The organism is Williamsia sp. 1138 (genome assembly GCF_002095435.2).
Taxonomy (GTDB): domain Bacteria; phylum Actinomycetota; class Actinomycetes; order Mycobacteriales; family Mycobacteriaceae; genus Williamsia.
The window spans coordinates 162473-178912 of sequence record NZ_MJEJ02000048.1 but is presented as its reverse complement, the minus strand read 5'-3'; the positions used below and the strand labels follow the sequence as shown (position 1 = coordinate 178912).

Genomic DNA, 16440 nt, shown 5'->3' with positions numbered 1-16440 from the left:
GTGACCGCTCACCGCAGACCGACGGCTCCGATCGCTTATGCTGGAGAGTGTTCACAGCAGTTTTCGGTCGATTCGGGCGACGTGACGATCTCATGAGAGCCGGAGCTCGACGATTTGAAGGAAAGGCGTCGGTGCCGTGTCGGTAACGATAGCGCCACTGACGATGGACGGATTCGAAAATCTCCCTTCGCACAGCAGACGCTGTGTCTTCTGGGAGATGGATCCGAACCTCATCCCCGACAACCCGGGCGGCGTCGCATTCGAGAGCGAGTTCGACAAAGAAGCCTGGGTCTCGATGATCCTTCTCGAGTGGGGCACCTGCGGACAGGTCGCAGTGAGTCGAACAACCGGCAAGGTCGTCGGTGCCGCGTTCTATGGTCCCCCACGTAGCGTCCCGAGGTCTCTGCTCTTCCCCACGTCCCCGGTCTCCCCGGACGCGGTCATCCTCAACTCATTGTGGGTGGACCCCGGCTACGACGACGCGGCCGCCGCACTGACACAAGCGGTGATCATCGACCTCACCCGGCGTGGAGTCCGCGCCATCGAAGCGTTCGGCATCGTCCGGTCGGCGCACACCAGTCCGAACCAGGATCCCGAGAAGGACGCGATCTGCGCACGCTGCATGATCGACGCCCACTTCCTCAAGGGCGAGGGTTTCGACGTCGTGTCAGCCCATCACCGGTATCCCAGGTTGCGGCTTGCTCTCGATAACGACCTCGGCTGGAAAGCGGGCGTCGAGAGTGCGTTGGAGAAGTTGGTGGTGATGGCGGCCATCGATGTGGCGGGCCGAGAACGGACGGCAGTGCCGGTCGGCTCAGCGCGCCACTTGCTCCGAGGCGAGTAGTTCGGCGAAGGTGTAGGTGCCGGTGGGTTGGTCGTCTCGGCCCAGAAGGTAGAGACGTTTGACGGCCACCAAGATCGCCTCGGCGATGGTGTCGCGGACAGCCGGATCACTCAGTTGGGTCGCATCGTGAAGATTACTGATGTATCCGATGTCGAGTTGGACGGCCGGCATCTGACTGCGGCGCAGGATTTCCCACGTGCGTTCGTGCGAACGACAGTCCCGCAGGTCGGTCCGGGCCACGATCTCGCGCTGGATGAATCCAGAGAGTGAACGGCCGATGGTCGACGAGGATCCGTGGGTGGTCCCGTAGTGGAAACTGGCCACCCCGCTCGCCCGGCTGTTCGGGTAATGCGCGCATCTGAGAGCGATGAGCAGGTCTGCGCCGATGGCGTTCGCGGTACCGGCCCGCTCTTCGTCGGTGGGGTTCTCGTCCTCGCGCCTGGACACGAAGGTCTCCATCCCGGCGGCGGTCATCCGGCCTACCAGGCGATCACTGAGATCCCACAGAATCTCGGCCTCGATGGCGGATTCTGCAGGGTCGGCATCGGGGTGGTCACCGCCAGAGCCCGGATCGATGACAATGCGTTTGCCGGACAGCTGAGGTCCACGGCGGCGGACGTGCTCTTCTTCACGGATTGCGTGGGGCGAACCACCGGTGACGCGGGTACCGAGTTGCTTGAGCGACCGTAGCGTCGCCGGGCCGCAGATGCCGTCCGGATTGAGTCCGTAGTCGCCCTGATAGTTCCGCAGGGCGTTGTGGGTGTCGACGTCGAAGTGCCCGTCGACCAGGCCGGTGTAGAAACCCAGGTTCTGCAGCCGAGACTGCAGAGTCGCGACGTCGTCGCCGTGCATGGGCGCCGAGGTGAGGTAGCACAACACTCGCGCACCCAGGCGGTAGGAGGATTCGCGAAGCGCACCGAAGGTGGCCGGGCCGACGACTCCATCGACGAGCAGTCCGCGCTGCTGCTGGAAAGCGCGCACTGCCTGATCCGTCTCGGCATCGAACACGGCCTCGGGCAGTGCCCAGCCGTTGGCGTCAACGAGGCGGCCTGCAGGCAGTTGTGCGTCGGACAGGAAGCCCTGGCCAGTGAGGATGGCACGTATCTCGGCAACAGCCGACCCGTGGTCTCCCAACCGGAACAGCGGCATCGGTTTGGCCTTCCTTCTGACAATCGGTGGCACGTCAGCACCCGAACTAGCTAAGAGTGTCTCAGCAATGACCCTCGGGAGCCAATACGGCCAGGCACCAGTTTGGTGACCTTTGAGATCAAGCTACTGGTGTCTGGCCGCGGCGGTGAGCGGTGGTGCGCAGGCGCGCTACTTGCCGAGAACTCCGTCGAGTTCGCGCAGAAGCGCGGCCTTGCCCTTGGCACCGACGATCGTCTTGGTGGGTTTGCCGTCTTCGAACAGGATCATGGTCGGAATCGACATGATCTGGAAATCCCTTGCGACGTTGGGGTTCTGGTCCACGTCGAGCTTCGCGATGGTGAGCTTTTCGGAGTTCTCACCAGCGATCTCCTCGAGGACGGGGGCGACCATCTTGCAGGGTCCACACCAGGTTGCCCAGAAGTCGACCAGGACCGGTTTGCCGGATCCCAGCACCTCTTCTTTGAACGTGGCGTCGGTGACGGCGACGGTGTTGTCTCCCATTTTTTGTTCTCCTTTTCACACGTGGTCGAGGTCCGTTCGGATGAACGGAAGTGGGTGGTTCTGGGGTCAGACCTGCACGCCGGCGGCCTCGGGCACCTCGGCGGGCGCGATGTCGGCTTGGTCGGCGAGCCAACGCTCTGCATCGATCGCAGCCGCACATCCGGAGCCGGCCGCGGTGATGGCCTGACGGTAGGTGTGGTCGACCAGGTCGCCCGAGGCGAAAACGCCTGGCAGGGAGGTGTACGTGCTGCGTCCCTGCACCCTGACGTAGCCCTCGGAATCGAGGTCGACCTGGCCTTTGACCAGGGCGCTGCGCGGATCATGGCCGATCGCGACGAACATGCCGGTCACATCAATGGTCGACGTGGCGCCGGTCACCGTGTCGACGAGTTCGAGGCCGGTGACCGAGGTCTCGCCCAGCACCTTGCCGATGGTGGCGTTGGTGACGAAGCGGATCTTGTCGTTGGCGCGGGCGCGCTCGAGCATGATCTTCGAAGCCCGGAACTCCTCGCGCCGGTGGATGACGGTGACGCTACGGGCGAACTTCGTCAGGAAGGTCGCCTCCTCCATCGCGGAGTCGCCGCCGCCGATGACGGCGATGTCCTGATCGCGGAAGAAGAAGCCGTCACAGGTCGCACAAGCCGACACACCGCGACCAAGCAGGTCCTGCTCCCCCGGGATGTCGAGGTAACGGGCTGCGGCTCCCATCGCGAGAATGACGGACTTCGCCCGGAAGGTCTCGCCGCCGGCGTCCACCTCTTTGATCTCACCCGCGAGACGGACCGCGTCGACGTCGTCCATGCGCAGGTCGGCACCGAAGCGGATTGCCTGCTCACGCATCTCTTCCATCAGTTCCGGACCCTGGATCCCCTTCTGGAACCCGGGAAAGTTCTCCACTTCGGTGGTGGTCATCAACGCGCCACCGAACTGGGTGCCCTCGAAGACAACAGGCGACAACTCGGCGCGTGCCGCGTAGACGGCGGCGGTGTATCCGGCCGGTCCCGATCCGACGATGATGACGTCGTGGACGGTGTCGGTTCCTGGTGCGCTCATCGGTGCTCCACTTTCCTATCTGGGTGATCTGGCCTGGGCTTTTGTGCCGCGAGCAGATGATCCGGGGTTGGCATCTGGTCTGGTCGTGTCTGATTCTCTACCCGCGATGGATAACACCAGGGTAAGGGGATCTGTTCCCGCACCCGACGTTCTGGATGCACTCAGCTTCGTCGTGCACCATGGAGCGCATGTATTCGAGGTCCCTGCGCCGGCTGGGCGTTCCGCGCGCCATGTCAGCGACCGGCGGGATGGTGCCGTCACTGGTGTGGTCAGCGCTGCTGGTGGCCCTGATGGCCGGTGTCTATCTGATCGCTGTCCAGACCCCTTGGGGGCAAGACCTCGACCAGCGGGCCTTTCTGACCCTGAGAGGTACGGGAGCCACCGCGGACGTCCCGCACGTCGTCGGGCTGGGCTCGGTGACCGACGTACGACTCTGGCTGGTCTCGATCGTCGCCATCGTAGGACTCGGACTCCTGGCCGGACGCCGCCTCAGTATTGCTCCGCTCCTGGCCCTTCCGGTGGTGTCGATCCTGATCACCCAGTTCTTGCGTGACGAGTTGCTCACCCGTGCGGACTTCGACGGGTTCTCCTGGGCGATGAACACTTTCCCGAGCGGACACGCCGCTGCTGCCGCGGGATGTGTCGCAGCGATCGTGCGCGCCGCGCCGCGCCGGATCGCTCCGTTTCTGGCCGTGGCCGGGGTGGGGTGGCTGACGCTGGTGAGCCAAGACTTGATGGTGTGGGGATGGCACCGGCCGAGCGATCTGCTCGGCTCCATACTGTTGGCCGCCGCGCTGATGCACCTGGTCCCGGGGGCCACGGGCGGGGCGAGCAGGAGTTCGGCGATGCGTGGGCGGACGTTCATCGCCGTGCTGACGGCACTGGCAGCCGCCGTCGGTCCGCTCCTGTGGGCGGTCGCAACCGATCATCTCGCCGTGGCGCCCGTCGGCCTCGTGGCTGCTGTGGCCATGGCCTCACTGGTCGCCGATGGTGGTCCGGCTGATCGTCGCAGGGTTTCCCGTGTCGCACGCGGCACCGACCACGAGCGCGTCAAACCGTCCGATGGTGCCCGTGGCCAGCAATATCACCGTGGACGAATCACCGCCGGCATCGAGTGACCCGATCCCGAGAATCGTCGCGCTCGACGCGATGCCGTTCGCGGCCAGACACCTGTCGCGCGCCGCGACGTCGGGAAACGCAGCGGTGTCGGTGCGACCGAGAGCCGCGAGGAGAGTGGCCTCCGTAGGCACCTCGACACTGGTGGGATTCTGCGTGCCATCGGCCAGTGCCGGCTCCGCCGAATCACCGGTGAACGCGAAGGTGGTGGCCACGGCGATGCCTGCGACCGCGGCAGCTGCGGCAAGACCGATCAATGCACCGGAATGTCTGCGCCACAGCGGTACTGAGGTATCTGCCGGCCAGTCGTCCTGCAACGACCGCAGCGTGTCGTCCACCGCGGCCTGCGCGTGGTCCGGAAGAGGCCGGGACCCGGTGACACTGCCCCGGAGCTGACCGGTGGTGGTCTCGAGCGCATTCCAGATCGCCATGGAGTCGGGATCGGCCAGCACCCGAGGACGTAGTTGCTCGGCGATGTCCTCGGGATAGACGCCGGCATGCAGATCGGCCACGACGTCGACGGAATAGGGAGGTTCGGGCAGTTCCCGAGGCGGGTGACCCCGACTTCCGATACCGAACATCGTCGCCAGCTCCAGTTCCATCGTCTTTGTGATTCCCAGCTAGGACGCCGTGGTGTGACAGTTGGTTCCCGGTTTCCCCACCCGAGTTTTCTCAAACGACTCCTGCGGCCACAGCCGCCTCTCGATAGGCCGCCGCGAGGGTCTCGACCGTGTGATGTGCGTTGAGCCCGCTGGGATTGGGCACCACCCAGACCTCGGCGTCGCCCAGGCGTCGGTCCTGCCGGCCGACCGCGGCCTTCTTCTCTCCGAACGCCGTTCTGTACGCGGTGATCCCCGCGACGGCGACGACCTGGGGCGCCACCTGCTCGACGGTTGCGACGAGTTCGTCGGCGCCGGCCCGGAACTCGTCCGCGGACAGTTCATCGGCACGCGCGGTGGCCCGGTGGACCATGTTCGTGATCCCCACACCCCGCTCGATCAGCAGGTCCCTATCGGCCGGCTTCATCCCGGCTGACGCATCGATGACCCGATCGACGATGCCGGCCCGGTAGAGCGCCGGGTAGAACCGATTGCCGGGCCGCGCGAAGTGCGCACCGGTCGCCGCGGTCCACAGGCCGGGGTTGATGCCCACGAACAGCAGCCGACAGCCCGGTCCGATCAGGTCATCGATCACGGCGTCCCGGAAGGATTCGAGTTCAGCGCGGGTGAAACCCATTGTTCCAGTAGACACCATCGCTGGACCGTTGCCTCGAGAAGCCATCCGGCCTGATCAACTCGCGTGCACCGATTCCCGCTCGGACCGTGGGGCAGACGACCTCAGCAGCCAGGCCCCCATGACCGCGGTGCAGGCCAGCACCGCCGCGCCCAGGCTTGCGGCACCTACCAGACCGTGGACGTACGCGACTCGTCCCGCTTCGACGACACCGTCGCGGCCGGTGGCGACGGCACCGGACAAGCTGGCCCGGGCCTCCTGCCCGACCGCACCCGGGTAGTCGAATGTGTTGCGATACAGAGCATTGACGACGCTGCCGAGCGCCGCGATCCCCAGGGCACCGCCCAGCTCGCTGGTGGTCTCGAGTAGTCCGGCCACCGCTCCCGCCCGCTCCGTGGGCGCGGCGCCGATCACATGGTCGTAGACCATGGTGCTGGTGGCGACCAGACCCGACGACAGGAGCGTGGCGCCCGTGAGCACCACGACCAATGAGTTGGTCGTCGCGAAGCCCGCCAGCACCACGAATCCCCCTGTCGCGATCAGCAGCCCGCCGATCATGACCGCGGGACGGCCGACCAGGGGACACAGCGTCGCGGCCAGTGGGGCGACGAATGCGATGAACACAGACGGCAGCAGACTCCACAGGGCCGCGGTCAGTGGCGAGAAGCCCAGGACGGACTGCAGGTACTGCGTCATGATGATCGCGTTACCGAGGATTCCGAACATGGCGATCAGGTTGATCCAGACAGGCGCGGCCGATCTGCGATCGGTCAGGAGTGAGAGGTCGACAAGCGGATGGCTGACCCGCCGCTGGCGCCGCACGAACAGCCAGCCGGCCAGCACACCGGCGGTAATGATCAATGGCCGCCACCAGGCCCAGCCCTCGGAGGCGAGTGTCTTGATCCCCTCGACCACCGGCAAGATCGCCGCCAGCGCCAGAACCGAGCTCCAGAGATCGATTCGGCGTGCGCGATCACCGGTACGTGCGGGGAGGAGGATGGGGGCGGCGACCAGGAGCATGATCATGACCGGCAGATTGACGAGGAAGACCGACCCCCACCAAAAGTGTTCCAGCAGTGTACCACTGATGATCGGACCGACGGCCACCCCGCCCGTCATCACGGCGGTCCAGATCGCGACGGCCTTCGTCCTGGCCTTCTCGTCGACAAAGAGATGTCTGACGAGGGCCAGGGTCGACGGCATGAGGGTGGCTCCAGCGACGGCAAGGAGCGCACGGGCGGCAATCAGCATCTCGGCGCTTCCGGCATAGGCGGCGAGTACCGACGCGATGCCGAATCCGGTCGCACCGATGACCAACAGGCGGCGATGCCCGACCCGGTCTGCCACAGCTCCCATGGACATGAGCAGGCCCGCCAACACGAAACCGTAGACGTCGAAGATCCAGAGCTGCTGCGCCGCGGTGGGATTGAGATCGGCAGAGATGAACGGCACCGCGAAGAACAGCACCGATACGTCCATCGAGACGATGAGCATGGGCAGGCACAGCGCGGCGAGGCCGAGCCATGGGCTGCGGACAGGAGCAGTCATGAGGTGTCCGTTCTGTGTATCTCGCATACTGTTTATGACGTACGCGGATGATGATAAGCACCTATCTGTGTATGTCGCAAGCAGAAAGTAGGATCGGGCCATGAGCGCTTCGACTGCCGCCGTGCCCCGCTACCTGCAATTGCTGTGGGGTGTGGAACCCACGACGCGGCGTGGACCGAAACCCGCGCTGACCATCTGGGACATCGGTTCGGCGGGGGTGGCGATCGCGGACGGACAAGGCTGGGATGCCGTGTCGATGAAGTCGGTCGCAGGCGCCCTCGGAGTGACCACCATGTCGCTGTATCGCTACGTCGATTCCCGAGAGGAGCTACAGCATGTGATGCTCGACATCGCCTATGGCGAAGCGGATCCGGCCTGGACGTCGACCGGACCATGGCGAACCCGCCTGGATCGATGGGCACGAGAGGTTGCCGCGGCCCTGGTCCGCCGACCCTGGGTGGTGATGGTTCCGATGAATGATGCCCCCGTCACGCCAAATGTGTTGACCTGGACCGAATCCGGACTTCGTGCATTCGAAGATGTCGAACTCCGCGCCCAGGACAAGTTGTCGGCGCTGCTCTTGGTGGACGGTTTCATCCGCAACCATGTACGACAATCCGTCCAACTCGGGGCGGTCGATACCCGAGGGACGGTGACCGAGGACGACGGGACGTACGAGGCAACGATCGCACGTCTTGCAGACCCGAAACGGTATCCACTCCTGCTCGACACGGTGACAGCGCAACCCGCCACCGGGGGGAGCTATTACGCAGACGAACTCGACTTCGGGCTGGGGGTCCTGTTCGACGGGCTGGAGAAGAGATTCAATTGAGCTCGTGGCTCAGGTGGTCGGTTCGTCCGCTGTATCGCGCAGATGGCCGAGCACCACGGCGAGTTTCGTGCGGCCGCGGGCACATCTACTCTTGATCGTCCCGCTGGGGACGCCGAGCAGGGCCGCGGCCTCGGCGACCGAGTAACCCTCGATGTCCACTGCCACAATGGCATCGCGTTGCTCCGGCGGGAGGGTGTCGAGAGCGCGTCCGATCGACATCGACAGATCGATGTCGCCGTGGTGGTCTCGCGGATCGGCGTACTGACTGACGTCGAACTCCGGCAACGGCACCGTCAGCCGAGACTTGTTGCGGCGGATACGATCCAGGCTCGCGTTGACCACGATGCGGTGCAGCCAGGAGCTCACCTTCGAGTCGGAGCGGAAGCGGTGGGCCATGCGATGGGCGTTGAGAAGCGCGTCCTGCAGTGCGTCGGCTGCGTCCTCACCGGTATGCGAGGTCCGCCGGGCGACCGCCCACAGATGGCCCTGATGGCGGGTGATCAGGATGCCGAAAGCATCACGATCCCCCGACACGTGCGCAGACAACAATTCCTCATCGGTACGCGAATCATCCCCACCGACCTTCCCCCACTCGGCCATGGATGGAGACTAATGGACGGTTATGTCTCGCGCGAGGGGGAACTGCAAAGCATCTGTTTGATGGACAACGGGTGCACAGCACTACACTGGGTTGATCCCGGGGACTTCTCGGCCGTTCGCCGTCCCCGGAAGGATTCACACCACTTTGTCGTCTGCGCCGCACGAGATCTACTTGCTTCCGCCGGAACCCTCCCGTCACGAGAAGGTTCTGCAGGAATCGGCCGCATCGGTGGCCCGGCTCGGTGAGCGCTCGGATGTCGTCGGGTTCGAGGGCAGGTATGCCCTGAAGATCACCTCGACGACGCCGCAGGAGGCGATGGTCGAGGACCTGCTGTTCATCCGCGCTGTGCTGGATGCGGCCGGCATCGAATACCTGCTGGTCCGGGGGAACGACGAACGCCCGGTCATCGCAATCGGGTGGACCGATCGCGCTGCCCTCAAGGCGGCGCTCGTCGACGCCTGTATTCGGGAACCGTTCTACTCGAAGACCGTGGATGCCGAGCGCGGCAAGGCTGTGCTGGTGGGCGACGGTTTGCTCTCGGTATCCCCGAAGGCCCGGATCTTCCGGCTCTACCGGCCGCGGGTCGAGCCGGTCAGTGGCCTGAACTACGGAGCAGCGACAGGTGTGCAGATCGAACTGTGGTCGTTCGACGACACCGACATCGTGCTGCCCATCGAGAACTCGCTGACCCGTCGCACCGTTCGCCGCGACGAGGCGGTGCGGGGCACCGTCGAGCGCTTCGGCAAGACCTGGCCGTCCATCGAGAACATGTTCGCCGGACACGCCTCCGACATCGATTTCGACATCGACCTGGTGTTCTCCTGGGTCGACGGTTCGTCGGCCGAGTTCCAGGCGCAGCGTGCGAAGCGGATGAAGAATTACGTTGTCGGTGAGGGAGATACCTCAGCGGCTCGCTTTCGCCAGATCGACGAGCTCAAGTACGCGTTGCGGTCGGTGCACATGTACGCGCCCTGGATCCGACGGATCTTCGTGGCGACGGATTCGCCAAGGCCTGCGTGGCTCGCCGACGACCCGCGGGTGACCTTCATGGCCAGCGAGGACTTCTTCGCCGACACCTCGGTGTTGCCGACGCACAACTCGCAGGCCGTCGAAAGTCAGTTGCACCACATACCAGGGCTTTCCGAGCATTTCCTGTATTCGAACGACGACATGTTCTTCGGCCGTCCGGTGGGGCCGCAGATGTTCTTCTCCCCTGGCGGCATCAGCATGTTCATCGAAGCCGACACCCGAATCGGGTTGGGGTACAGCGATACCGACCGCAGCGGCTTCGAAAACGCAGCCCGGGTGAACCGGCGTCTGCTGCAGGAACGGTTCGGCCTCATGACGACCCGTCACCTCGAACATGCCGCCACCCCGCTGCGCAAGAGCGTGATGGCCGAGATGGAGCGCGAGTTCCCCGAGGAGTTCGCGGCCACCGCAGCGAGCGTGTTCCGGGCCAGCACCAACATCTCGGTCACCAACTCGCTGTACCACTACTACGCGCTGATGAGCGGTCGAGCGGTGGTGCAGAAGGACGCAAAGGTCAAGTACATCGACACCACCGGCTACGCCGGACTCAAGGCGATGGAGAAGATGCTGCCCAAGCGGGCGGTCGACTTCTTCTGCCTCAACGACGGGAGCTTTCCCGAGGTGGACCTCGAGCTGCGCACCAAGACGGTCACCGACTTCCTCGACCGCTACTTCCCGATCGTGGCCCCTTGGGAGACAACGGCATCGACCACGGACGCGGTGATCAGGGCCTGACGCGAGACGGGCCGGTTCAGACGCGAGTGCGCGCGCGTCGTCGGGTGCTGTCGGCGATGTACACGCCTGCCTCGGTGAGCCTCGCCGCGGTCTGCTCGGGTGAGACATACTCCCCCACCGTGTCGAACGTGCCGATGGGTACGGCCGAGTGCACGATGGTGTCGTCGTAGACGTGGATCAGGTTGTAACCCTGACCCCCGTCACGTCCCCGCATCGCACCGGCCGGCACGTTGAGGTCCTGGTTGTAGCATGTCGCTGCCGCCACCGAGACCGGGATACCCGCGAAGGTCGCTGTCGTCGAGTAGTGCAGGTGCCCGGCGATGATTGCCCGGACATCGCTGCCACGCAACACATCTGCGAGCCGGTGCTGGTCGCGTAGCTCGACGACGACCGCCAGGTCCAGCACGCAGGGGACCGGTGGATGGTGCATCGCCAGGATGGTGCCCTGCTCTGCCGGGGTCGCCAGCACCTCCGTGAGCCAGTCGAGCTGGGCATCGGTCAGTTCGCCGTGGTGTTCGCCGGGGACCGTTGAATCCAGGTTGACGATCCGGAGTCCGTCCACGTCATGGATGCGATCGATCGGGGTGGTCCCGGGTGCTTCGCCGAGCAATTCGACCCGGAAGCTCGCGCGGTCGTCGTGATTGCCCATGGCCCAGATCAAGTCGGCGTCCAGAGCGGCCGCCACGGGCTCGACCATGGTCCGCAGCGTCTGGTACGCCGTCGGGTCACCCTGGTCGGTGAGGTCACCGGTGAACACCATCGCATCGATGTCCACACCCGACCCGGTGAGCTCGGCGAGAATCTGCGCAAGCCGGGCGGTGCTGTCGACCCCGCCGTAGAGATTCTCGTCGCCGATGATCAGATGCGTGTCACTGACGTGGACGAGGCAATGGTTCGGCCGGGGATACTCGGCTCTGCGGACGGTCATCGCACTCTCGTTTCGCAATTGGACGTGCGCTGCAATACCGGCGATTGCCGCCACTCACACTAGCCAAACACACTGAGGATGCCCTGATGGGTACATACCCGGGTTCGTGGTGTGAACAGTGGGCCACCGGCAAGGTGCGCGCGGCGATGGGTGCGCTCTGGCACGCTGGTACGCGGTGTGCCCGCGCGGGAGAGGTGGCAATGGATCGTCGACGGCGAGAAGCGGCCCGCATCGTCCTCATCGACGAAGATGGCCGAACCCTGCTCATCCGAGGTCTCGACCCCACGGATCCGGCCGCGGGGTCGTGGTGGTTCACCCCTGGCGGTGGTCGAGAGGGTGACGAGACACAGGAAGAGACCGCGCGCCGCGAGGTGCTGGAGGAGACGGGATTCGAGGTGGGGCAGATGTCGGGTCCGGTGCTTCACCGTGAGTTCGACATCGTGTTCGTCGGCGAGCCGATCCATCAGTCGGAGGTCTACTTCGTCGCTCACGTGCCCGCATTCGAACCCAGGTCGGCCGGATGGACGGAGCTGGAGCGCACTTCATTTCTCGATCATCGGTGGTGGAGCCCTGAAGAGATCGAGGCCAGCACCGAGTTCATCTTCCCGGTCAACCTCGCGGAACTGGTCCGGCGACACCGGGCTTAGTCATTCCAGATCCCGGAACTGCCGCGCCGGAATGACGACAGGAGGTGGGTGTCGACGATTCCGATCGCCTCCATCAGGGCGTACATCGTCGTCGGCCCGACGAACCGAAAACCGTTTTTACGCAGCGCCTTCGACATTGCAACTGATTCGGGGGAGGTGGTGGGTACGTCCGCGACCGACTCAGGGCGCGGCGTCTGCTGCGGCTTGAACGACCACAGGAAGTCGACCAGGCCACCGCCGGCACGGAGCTGCTGGGTGGCGCGCGCATTGCCGATGGCGGCCTCGATCTTCCCGCGATGCCGGATGATCCGGGCATCGGTCAACAGGGAGTCGATCTCGGCGTCGCCGAACCCGGCAACGGTGTCCACGTCGAAATCGCAGAACACCTCTCGGAACGCGGGACGTTTGCGCAGGATGGTCGCCCACGACAGACCGGCCTGAAACCCTTCGAGCACGAGACGTTCGAAGTGGGCGTTCTCGCCGGACACCGGCATGCCCCACTCGGTGTCGTAGTAGGTGCGCATCAGTCCCTGTTGTGCCGCCCACACCGGGCGGACGAGTCCGTCCTCACACCGCACGGCGCCCTCGGGCAGATCCTCGTGGGTCGGGGCCATCAGCCCGTCATCGAGACCTGGCTGATCGCACCCTGATAGCGGCCGTTGTCATTGCGCGGCAACGACGTCAGCCACACGAGTACGTACTTGGACGCCCCGGCACCGGTGATCGGGATGCGCGTCTCCTGCGCTTCCAGGGTGGCCGCGCCGACCCGGCGGGTGGTCTCGAAAGCGGCCTCCGGATCGTCGGCGGTACGGATCTCCAGCTGGATCCCTGGGGTCGGTGTCCGGATGACGACCTCGGTGAGGGTGGCATCGCGCTCGAGGGTGAACATCAGACCGAGACCGGGTTTGAGGTTGCCGAATCTGGGTCCGCCGCGATACTCGTCGGTCTGCCAGGGTGGTGCCTGTCCGGTGATGACGTTGTTCAGGTTCTGCCTGCTGTCGGGCTCCTGATCGGAGTAGTCCAGCATCGTGACCGCGGCCAGGGGTACCGGAGCTGCTGCCACCGGGGCGCCCCCGGCCCCGGTGCTCGGGGCCGACGACGAGAAGATCGAGTCGATGTCGGGTGTCGAGTCGTCGGCGCCGAACGAGTTGCTCGCCCATACGACCAGCGCTATCACCAGGAACAGCGTCAGCAGTGCGGCGCCCGCGATGGTGGCGATCATCCGCACCGAACGCGGCTTCTTCTGCTCGGTTGCACCCGAGCCCAACATGCGCGGCTTCGCTCGCGGCGTCGAGCTGACCGGGGCTCCCCCGGGACCGACCTGCGCGATGAGGTCGGTCTTCTGATCCAGCACCGTTGCCTGATCGAGAACGTGTTGCACCGTCGCTGCCGTTCGGATACCGCTGTTGCCCTCCAGCGCCCGGGCGGCCACGGCGGAGATCTCGAACGGCACGTCCGGTCGTTCGGCGCGCGGTTCGCGAGGGAGATTGTCCGGGCCGGGGGCCGCGGGCAGCAGGCCGCCGACCGGCTCGTTGGACTTGCGGCTCGTGGCCAAGGTCGAGCCGGTGTCGGGGTCCAGCGGCCAGCGGGCCAGGAGTAGCGCGTACAGCACTGCGCCGAGTCCGCGGACGTCGGTCGACTTGTCGGAATCGGCGAGCGTTCCGGGGAACGCCACGAAGGCGTTGCCCTCCTGGCTGATCCTGATGCGCTCGGGGTGGTCGATCGAGAGTGCACCCCCGTTGCGGTGTGCGGACTCGGCCGCGGCCGCGAGTGCACGGACAGCCCTGGCGGCGCCGACCGGTGAGGGACCCGACTTCGCGACGTCGGCCAGCGACGAACTCGGAACCCACTCGGCCACAACGATTCCACCCGAGGAGCCGCGCACCACGTCGAGAACGCGCGAGATCCCGGGTGAATTGATCCGGCCGAGCCGCAGGGTGCGCGACAAGATGGCCTGTGGGCCCTCGTCTCGCGGGTCGATGCGGGCACCGGGCTCCGGTGGCGGTGCCACCTGCTGGGCATCGACGAACGTCAGAGCGACATCGCGATCGAGATTGATGTCACGGGCCTGCCAGAACTGCAGACCGCGTGCCCCGCCGTGGTGCTGCAGCAATCGGTAGCGGCCACCCGCGACGGCCGCCCCGGGGACCAGCCTGGGTCCCCGCCTGTTCCCCTGTGGCGCCGGACGGACAGCCCTGTCGGCCTTCGCAGGGCGTTCGACTTTGCCGGCACCGAGATCCATCTTCGCGGTCTCGTCGGCGGTCGACGACGGGCGCGGCGGCGTGGGTGGCACGTCCGGCTTGTCGGCCTCTTGTTTACCCAAAGCAGCAGCTCCTCTCCGTCGATAGCGCAGATCTTGTGGTGGCCGTGAGTCGGGTCCGGCCGCGCCACCACTGGTGACCGCATAGGCCTGCCAGCTCGATGTTCCCCGGTCGAAACGTCGGATGACCTCGACTTGACCAGAATACGGAACGGATTCGTCGGCCGAGATCCGCGGGAACTGCACGGTCATGGTGGCCGCACCGTCGGTGTCCGGTTCGGGTGCCGGAGCGATGGCCGGGATGAACCTGCCGAGCAGCCGGCGTACGGCGACGACCACGGCCAGCACATCGGGGACCCGGAGCAGGGTGAGCACGGTGTAGGTCAGCCCGATGGCGACCACCGCGACCAGGAACAGGTACGCGACGGAGCCGAGCTTGCCGTGCTCGGTTGACATCCGGTGCAGCCCCGACACTTCCGCCAGGCCCCAGACCAGTGCACTGCAGGCGACGGAGGCGCCGATGGTCCACAGGACCGTGCGGCCCACGTTGTCCATCCGGGCCCCGCCGAGTCGACTACGGAGCAGGTAATGGCCCACGATCGCACCGACCAGGTAACCCAGTCCGTTGGACAGCGCCAGCCACCGGATCACCGCGTCGGGATCGTCGAAGAGGACGGGCCCGAGATAGGACGCCGCGACCTTGACGGCGGTGATGCCGATGACCATGTACGTCGGGGTCCAGGCGTCCTCTCGGGCATAGAAGACGCGCAGCTGCACCAACGTCATCGCGTACGGGATCATCGTGAAAGCGCCCCAGGAGAGGACGCTGCCCAGCTGCGATGCGGTGTCGGCGTCGAACTTGCCGAAGTTGAACACGGCGACACCGATCGCCGGTCCGAAGAACGTCATGAACGCGATGATCGGGACCATCGACACCATCGTCAGCCGCGTCGCGAGCGAGAGGTCGTCGACCACGGCGTGCGTGTCGTCGGCGGCGGCGTTGCGGGAGAGCCGCGGCATGATCGCGGTCAGGATCGTCACCCCGAGCACCCCGTACGGCAGCTGCAGCAGCTGCCACTGGGTGGCATAGACGCTGACGCCGGCCTCACTGGCACTCGACGCGATCCGGTAGGTGACGATGAGGCCGACCTGCAGCACGGCGACGTAGATGACGATGGCCAGCGCCATGTTGCCGAACTTGCGCAGCCGCGCGTCCAGACCCCACTGCAGGCGCAGTTTCACGCCGCTACGGCGGATGGCCGGTACCAGGATCAAGGTCTGGGCCACCACGCCGAGCGTGGTGCCGACTCCGAGGATGAGGAGTTTGGTGTCCCCCATCCGGACCGGGTTCAACGAGATGTCCCCCGGCGCCGCGGCGTACGCGATCAGGGTGGTGATCTGCACGATGTTGTTGAGCACAGGCGCCCACGCACCCGGTTTGAACAGGCCCTTCATGTTCAGGATCGCGATGAACAGTGCCGACAATCCGTAGAAGAGCACCGAGGGCAGCAGCAAGAACGCCAGCGCGGTCGCGAGATCTCGGTTGACCTTGCCGTCACCCAGGTTGAGGATCGTCAGCGCCGGTGCCGCGACGAGGGCCAGCAGTGTTGCGACGCCCAGCACCACGACGGTGAGGGTGAAGATGCGGTTGACGAAGCCCGCTCCCCCGTCGGCGTCCTCGCGTTCGGCCCTGACCAGGACGGGAATGACGATCGCCGTGAGCACCGCGCCCAGTACGACTTCGGCGACCATGTTCGGCAGCACGTACGCGGCCTGGAACGACGACGCGATGGCCGCGCCGAGGAGTGCGAGCACGAGGACGGTGCGCACGAAACCGGTGATGCGGGAGATGAGGGTGGCGAGCGCGATCGAACCGCTGGTCCGCAGGACGCTGTCGTCGGACGGCTGCTTGGGCACCACCACCGGGGTCGAACCCCGCATCGGCGGAGGTGGTGATCCACCCT

Annotated in this window: 14 protein-coding genes; 5 read left to right on the top strand and 9 right to left on the bottom strand. The window is 65.7% G+C overall.

The annotated features are described in order from the left end of the window. Positions 1-136: 136 nt before the first annotated feature. Positions 137-844, top strand: coding sequence for a hypothetical protein (locus BH683_RS19290; protein WP_094647586.1), 708 nt, complete (start codon positions 137-139; stop codon positions 842-844). Here BH683_RS19290 and BH683_RS19285 read toward each other — a convergent pair. The 3 genes from BH683_RS19285 to trxB form a co-directional block, all read right to left on the bottom strand. After that, positions 815-1993 carry an N-acetylmuramoyl-L-alanine amidase gene (locus BH683_RS19285; RefSeq protein ID WP_084837886.1) on the bottom strand — a complete coding sequence of 393 codons (1179 nt, stop codon included), beginning with the start codon at positions 1991-1993 and terminating at the stop codon, positions 815-817. The genes BH683_RS19290 and BH683_RS19285 overlap by 30 nt on opposite strands. A gap of 168 nt (positions 1994-2161) precedes the next feature. Next, positions 2162-2494 carry a thioredoxin gene (gene trxA / locus BH683_RS19280; RefSeq protein WP_084837885.1) on the bottom strand — a complete coding sequence of 111 codons (333 nt, stop codon included), beginning with the start codon at positions 2492-2494 and terminating at the stop codon, positions 2162-2164. A 66-nt stretch (positions 2495-2560) separates the two neighbouring features. Beyond that, positions 2561-3547: a thioredoxin-disulfide reductase gene (gene trxB / locus BH683_RS19275; RefSeq protein WP_084837884.1), complete on the bottom strand. Its 987-nt coding sequence runs from the start codon at positions 3545-3547 to the stop codon at positions 2561-2563. 188 nt (positions 3548-3735) lie between these two features. Here trxB and BH683_RS19270 point away from each other — a divergent pair, with 188 nt between their 5' ends. Beyond that, entirely contained in the window at positions 3736-4665 is a 930-nt protein-coding gene (locus tag BH683_RS19270; RefSeq protein ID WP_168187079.1) for a phosphatase PAP2 family protein, read from the top strand. 670 nt (positions 4666-5335) lie between these two features. On the opposite strand, the gene mug is transcribed toward BH683_RS19270, so the two are convergent. Continuing rightward, entirely contained in the window at positions 5336-5899 is a 564-nt protein-coding gene (gene mug, locus BH683_RS19265; RefSeq protein ID WP_084837882.1) for a G/U mismatch-specific DNA glycosylase, read from the bottom strand. A gap of 54 nt (positions 5900-5953) precedes the next feature. Further along, positions 5954-7444 (bottom strand): MFS transporter, encoded by a 1491-nt coding sequence (locus BH683_RS19260; RefSeq protein WP_246833471.1) that lies wholly within the window; start codon positions 7442-7444, stop codon positions 5954-5956. Positions 7445-7544: 100 nt separating this feature from the next. Here BH683_RS19260 and BH683_RS19255 point away from each other — a divergent pair, with 100 nt between their 5' ends. Beyond that, entirely contained in the window at positions 7545-8276 is a 732-nt protein-coding gene (locus BH683_RS19255; RefSeq protein ID WP_084837880.1) for a TetR/AcrR family transcriptional regulator C-terminal domain-containing protein, read from the top strand. A 9-nt stretch (positions 8277-8285) separates the two neighbouring features. Here the strand turns inward: BH683_RS19255 and sigM are convergent, their stop codons facing one another. Continuing rightward, a complete protein-coding gene (sigM, locus tag BH683_RS19250) occupies positions 8286-8876 on the bottom strand; it encodes an RNA polymerase sigma factor SigM (protein ID WP_084837879.1) in 591 nt (196 codons plus the stop codon). Between the two features lie 316 nt (positions 8877-9192). On the opposite strand from sigM, the gene BH683_RS19245 reads away from it, so the two are divergent. Further along, complete coding sequence (locus tag BH683_RS19245; protein WP_084837969.1) at positions 9193-10641, top strand: stealth family protein; 1449 nt, start codon at positions 9193-9195, stop codon at positions 10639-10641. Between the two features lie 16 nt (positions 10642-10657). On the opposite strand, the gene BH683_RS19240 is transcribed toward BH683_RS19245, so the two are convergent. Beyond that, a complete protein-coding gene (locus tag BH683_RS19240; RefSeq protein ID WP_084837878.1) occupies positions 10658-11569 on the bottom strand; it encodes a phosphodiesterase in 912 nt (303 codons plus the stop codon). 86 nt (positions 11570-11655) lie between these two features. Between BH683_RS19240 and BH683_RS19235 the strand changes: the two genes are divergently transcribed. After that, a complete protein-coding gene (locus BH683_RS19235; RefSeq protein ID WP_210405239.1) occupies positions 11656-12216 on the top strand; it encodes an NUDIX domain-containing protein in 561 nt (186 codons plus the stop codon). On the opposite strand, the gene BH683_RS19230 is transcribed toward BH683_RS19235, so the two are convergent. Together BH683_RS19230 and murJ are read right to left on the bottom strand one after the other, a co-directional pair. Continuing rightward, positions 12213-12830 carry a DNA-3-methyladenine glycosylase I gene (locus BH683_RS19230; protein ID WP_084837877.1) on the bottom strand — a complete coding sequence of 206 codons (618 nt, stop codon included), beginning with the start codon at positions 12828-12830 and terminating at the stop codon, positions 12213-12215. The two genes, BH683_RS19235 and BH683_RS19230, sit on opposite strands and share 4 nt — an antisense overlap. Next, on the bottom strand, positions 12830-16417 hold the full coding sequence (gene murJ, locus BH683_RS19225; protein WP_246833482.1) for a murein biosynthesis integral membrane protein MurJ: 3588 nt from the start codon (positions 16415-16417) through the stop codon (positions 12830-12832). The genes BH683_RS19230 and murJ overlap by 1 nt, the downstream gene beginning before the upstream one ends. Positions 16418-16440: the final 23 nt, after the last annotated feature.

What these genes read in the sequence shown, in the direction of transcription:
- BH683_RS19285 (WP_084837886.1), bottom strand. Translation starts at nt 1,993, where the DNA reads ATGCCGCTGTTCCGGTTGGGAGACCACGGGTCGGCTGTTGCCGAGATA.
- trxA (WP_084837885.1), bottom strand. Translation starts at nt 2,494, where the DNA reads ATGGGAGACAACACCGTCGCCGTCACCGACGCCACGTTCAAAGAAGAG.
- trxB (WP_084837884.1), bottom strand. Translation starts at nt 3,547, where the DNA reads ATGAGCGCACCAGGAACCGACACCGTCCACGACGTCATCATCGTCGGA.
- BH683_RS19270 (WP_168187079.1), top strand. Translation starts at nt 3,736, where the DNA reads ATGTATTCGAGGTCCCTGCGCCGGCTGGGCGTTCCGCGCGCCATGTCA.
- mug (WP_084837882.1), bottom strand. Translation starts at nt 5,899, where the DNA reads ATGGGTTTCACCCGCGCTGAACTCGAATCCTTCCGGGACGCCGTGATC.
- BH683_RS19260 (WP_246833471.1), bottom strand. Translation starts at nt 7,444, where the DNA reads ATGACTGCTCCTGTCCGCAGCCCATGGCTCGGCCTCGCCGCGCTGTGC.
- BH683_RS19255 (WP_084837880.1), top strand. Translation starts at nt 7,545, where the DNA reads ATGAGCGCTTCGACTGCCGCCGTGCCCCGCTACCTGCAATTGCTGTGG.
- sigM (WP_084837879.1), bottom strand. Translation starts at nt 8,876, where the DNA reads ATGGCCGAGTGGGGGAAGGTCGGTGGGGATGATTCGCGTACCGATGAG.
- BH683_RS19245 (WP_084837969.1), top strand. Translation starts at nt 9,193, where the DNA reads ATGGTCGAGGACCTGCTGTTCATCCGCGCTGTGCTGGATGCGGCCGGC.
- BH683_RS19240 (WP_084837878.1), bottom strand. Translation starts at nt 11,569, where the DNA reads ATGACCGTCCGCAGAGCCGAGTATCCCCGGCCGAACCATTGCCTCGTC.
- BH683_RS19235 (WP_210405239.1), top strand. Translation starts at nt 11,656, where the DNA reads ATGGGTACATACCCGGGTTCGTGGTGTGAACAGTGGGCCACCGGCAAG.
- BH683_RS19230 (WP_084837877.1), bottom strand. Translation starts at nt 12,830, where the DNA reads ATGGCCCCGACCCACGAGGATCTGCCCGAGGGCGCCGTGCGGTGTGAG.
- murJ (WP_246833482.1), bottom strand. Translation starts at nt 16,417, where the DNA reads ATGCGGGGTTCGACCCCGGTGGTGGTGCCCAAGCAGCCGTCCGACGAC.